Origin of the sequence: Candidatus Effluviviaceae Genus I sp. (assembly GCA_016867725.1) — a bacterium.
Classification (GTDB): Bacteria; Joyebacterota; Joyebacteria; order Joyebacterales; family Joyebacteraceae; genus VGIX01.
Map to the genome: position 1 here is coordinate 1 of VGIX01000078.1, position 3997 is coordinate 3997.

Sequence of the window (3997 nt, forward strand, 5' to 3'; positions counted from 1 at the left end):
CAGTAGAGCCCGCCGCCGTAGCTCAGCGCGCTCGTGTTGTTCTTGACGATGAGGTTGACGAGCTTCGGCGACGCCGACTCGCAACGGATCCCGGCGCCCGGCTCGCCGACGCCGGAGAGGCGCCCGTTGCGGATGGTGAACCCGTCCACGACGCAGGTCGAGTCCTGGTTTCCGCCGTTGAAGTAGATGGCGCGGTTGCTGGCGGCGTTCTCGCAGTCGATGATCGTCACGGCCGCGCCGCCCGCGCTTCTGAGCACGATGTTCTTCGAGCCGAACGAGAGGTTGATGCTGTCCGTGCGCGAATACGTGCCGGGGAGCACGAGCACAATGTCGCCGTCCGCCGCGGCGTTGAGGGCCGGCTGGACGGCCAGATAGTCGCCGGTTCCGTTCGCGTCAACGACCAGCGTGGCCGCCTGCGCGCTCAGCGGAGCCGCCACGAGCGCGGCCGCCGTGAGGAGCGCCGCCGGGCACACACAACGCCTCGTCACCATCCTCTGGCCTCCCTGAGCTTCGCGTCCGTGTCCGCCGCCTTCGCCTGCTCGCGGAGCCAGAACTCCGGATCGCGCTGCGCGTCCAGCTCCCGGACCGTCTTCCCCTGCTGCTCCACCCACGTGTAGTACTTCAGGTTGAACCAGCACTGCCGCGCGTGCCGCGTGCCCTCGAGCACCCAGTCGGTCTTCGCGCCGTGGAAGATGGACGAAAGGCGCGCCGCCGCCTCGGTCTCGTCCATCCTGCCGTACGCCTCGTCGAGCTGCCGCATCACGGAGTGATACCGGTCGATCGTGTCGGTCGCGATGGTGAACAGGTTGTCGCCCGCGCCGAGCCCGTAGAACTTCGCGGTCTTGATGCACGCGAGCACGTTGCAGATGCCCGAGATGCCCAGGATCTCCGACATCGCGCGGATGCCGTCCTCGGGCACGCCGTAGCGGCCGGCCATCGTCTTCCAGCCCGCCTCCTCGGTGGCGAGCTGAAGCCCTTTCTTGCATTCGATGTCGTCAACGCACATCACGGCGTCGGTCTCGAGCACGTTGTGGATCCAGGTCACGTGTTTGTCGCCGATGCCCTGGATGTCGTGGCCGCCGTAGCCGTTCCAGTAGAGGGTCGGGCACTGGACGGGCTCGACCGCGATGACGCGCGCGTCGTGGAACTCGTGCTTGATGCGCTCGCCGGCGGCGATGGTGCCGGCCGACCCCATCGCCGACGCGAACGCCGCGATGCGGCCGTTCCCGACACCGCGCGCGGCCAGCTCGCGTGCCACCTCGATGCACGAGTTCCCGGTCACGTGGTAGTGGAACCGGTAGTTCCCGAACTCCTCGAACTGGTTCAGCACGCGGACCTTCGGGTCGGCGCGAAGCTCCTTCGCCTTGTCGAAGATCTCCTTGACGTTGCTCTCGCAGCCCGGCGTTTTCACGTAGCGCGCCCCGTACGACTCGATCTTCTCGAAGCGCTCGCGGCTCATGAGCTCGGGGAGGATGACCAGCGAGTCGTACCCCATGCGGGGGCCGACCCACGCGCCGCCGATGCCGTAGTTGCCCGTGGACGGCCAGACCAGCGTGTGCGCGCCCGGCCGGATCTCGCCGGCCAGCTGGTGTTCGATCGCGACCGAGTACGTCGCGCCGACCTTGTGACTGCCGGTGGGGAAGTCCCTGCTGTAGAGGACGACGACGTTGGCATCGATGCCCGTGAACTCCCTCGGGAGGACGACGTGGTAGACGCGCCCCTCGGGGTTCCGCCAGGTGATGTTGAACAGGTTGACCGGGTCGAGCGGGTCGTCCTTCGCGGCGCGGAGCGCGCGCTCGCGGACGTCCGGGCGGACGCGGTCGGGGTGGAGCATCTCCTCGAAGGTTGGGCCGTACACCAGGCTCTTCACGGGTCTCTCCTGGACGGGGAAGGCGCGGGGCGGGTCAATGCTCGACGTGGACCTCGACGACGTCGCGGTCCTGCACCACGTGGCGGCGATCCACCACCTGGCCGTCGAACTTCGCCGAGCCCCACACGCGCGCGGACTTCACCTTGTCGCCGAAGTCGCGGTGGATCTTCGTCGCGACGTCGGCCACGGTGCTTCCGCGCTTCACGATGAACGGCTTGTCCATGTCGGGCTTCTTGCCCGGGATCTTGCTGTAGATGCGGATGATGTCGAGGAAGACGAACAGAGCGCGCTTCATGTCCTCGATGCCCTGGCCGTGGAGCGCGGAGACCGGGACGATGTCCAGCTCGCCGGCGATGACCTCGCCGAGGAACTCGAGGTTGACGGCCGCGTCGGGGCTGTCCACCTTGTTCGCGACGATGAGCGTCGGCTTGACGTTCCGCGGGACCTCGTTCTCGGCCGGGTCGTGCGTGCGTGAGATCCTGATGCCCTTCTCCGCGAGGGCGCCCCGAAGGAACTCGAACATGTCCACGCAGTCGTCGGCGGCGAGATCCACGACGAGGAGCGCGGCATCGGCGTTCCGGATGAGCTCCGGAAGCCACGTCTCCATGTGCTCGGGCGCGATGGGCGGCACGTCCACGAGCTGGATGTTGATGTCCTCGAACGGCATCATCGCCGGGCCCGGCGCCCGCGTCGTGAAGGGGTAGTCGGCGATCTCGGGCTTTGCGTTCGTGGTGGCGGCGACCAGCGAGGACTTCCCGACGTTCGGCGTCCCGAGGACGATGACCTGGGGGACGTCCTCCTTCGGGACGTAGTGGGAGGGCCCCTTCCGGCCCTTCTTCTGCTCCTGCTGCTGGGACTCCTTGAGCTGCGCGAGGCGACGCCGGAGGTCGGCCCAGATGCGGTCCGTGCCCTTGTGCCGAGGGATGACGGCCATCATCTCCTGGATGGCCGCGATCTTGTCCTCGGTCGTCCTGGCCTGGCGGAACCGCTGCTCCGCGGCTTTGTAGTCCGGGGTGAGATTGGCCGGCATGGCTTCCGGTTTCCTCCTGCGCCTCGCGCCGGCGATTCTAGCGCAGGAGGGGAAGGGGCCGCAAGGCGGGGCAGAGGGCCATCAGCGGAGGTGCACGCCTAGGCTGCGCCTCAGGCGGCGCGGCCTTCCTATTGATGCGAAGGGGCGGGGTCCGAAGACCCCGCCCCCGCTGCCGCGATGTGGCGAAGCGCTCTACCGGAACATCGCCTTGATGGTGCCCCAGGTGCCGTCCTGCACAGGCGACGGCTCCTCGTGCGTGCCGAGCTTCACCCACTTGATGTACCAGCCGTAGTCGCTCGTGGCGTAGCTATCGGAGCCGAAGAAGAACCCGATCCAGATGGTCTGGCCCGTGTAGGCGCTGATGTCGAAGCACGAGCGGATGAAGGTCGTGCTGGTGCCGTAGAAGACCTTCTGCTGGAAGACGCACTGCGCCGGGTACGATGCCGAGGTCAGCGTGCCGGAGTAGCCTCCGAGCGGCTCGATGAGCGTCCAGGTCGTGCCGCCGTCGGTCGAGATCTTCACGTTGCCGCCGTCGTAGCCGGACTCGGTGTCGTAGAAGTGGCAGAGCTCGAGGGTCTTGCACCAGGTCGGGAGGGTGTACGGACCGATGACGGCCGCCTCGCCCTTCGACACCGGGTAGAAGGCCCCGAGCGCCGTGCCCAGGACGTTCGTCACGGGCACGCCGCCGCACGCGGTCGTCGGCACGCCGGCGCCCGCGGGACCCCACTGCCAGGGGATCGGGCCCGTGCCGCAGGTCAGGCTCACCCAGGCGTTCGGGCTCTCGTTGAAGTCAATGATGCGGCAGGGGTACGAGAACGGGCACACGGGGATCACCGGGCACTGGGCGATGGTCCTGACGTAGTCCACGCCTGCCTGCGCGCCGTCAACGCCGACGTACCGGAAGCAGATCTCGATCGCCTGGCCGATCTGGTACCCGGCGAGGCTCACGCAGTACTCGTACCACACGAACGGCGTCGTGCCGCCGGTGTACGCGGACCGGAAGTCCCACTTCAGCACGCCGTTGATCCACAGCTCGAGGTTGTAGTTCTGGTAGGGCGTGATGGCCCAGTAGGGGCTCGCGTTGGCGAAGAAGATCA

The 3997-nt window shown here is 67.7% G+C and carries 4 protein-coding genes; all 4 read right to left on the reverse strand.

Features of this window, described 5'->3' with window-relative positions; genetic code table 11:
* A partial coding sequence (locus FJY74_09500; GenBank protein ID MBM3308547.1) for a hypothetical protein occupies nucleotides 1-488 on the reverse strand: 488 nt, incomplete at its 3' end.
* Nucleotides 485-1870, reverse strand: a complete 1386-nt coding sequence (locus FJY74_09505; GenBank protein MBM3308548.1) for a pyridoxal-phosphate dependent enzyme — start codon at nucleotides 1868-1870, stop codon at nucleotides 485-487. The genes FJY74_09505 and FJY74_09500, both read right to left, overlap by 4 nt.
* A gap of 34 nt (nucleotides 1871-1904) precedes the next feature.
* Complete coding sequence (locus FJY74_09510) at nucleotides 1905-2900, reverse strand: TGS domain-containing protein (protein MBM3308549.1); 996 nt, start codon at nucleotides 2898-2900, stop codon at nucleotides 1905-1907.
* A 192-nt stretch (nucleotides 2901-3092) separates the two neighbouring features.
* Nucleotides 3093-3997: hypothetical protein (locus FJY74_09515; protein MBM3308550.1), on the reverse strand; the 905-nt coding region annotated here is incomplete at its 5' end.

Excerpts from the sequence above, each read along its gene's own strand:
- FJY74_09510 (MBM3308549.1), bottom strand. The coding sequence starts at position 2,900 with ATGCCGGCCAATCTCACCCCGGACTACAAAGCCGCGGAGCAGCGGTTC.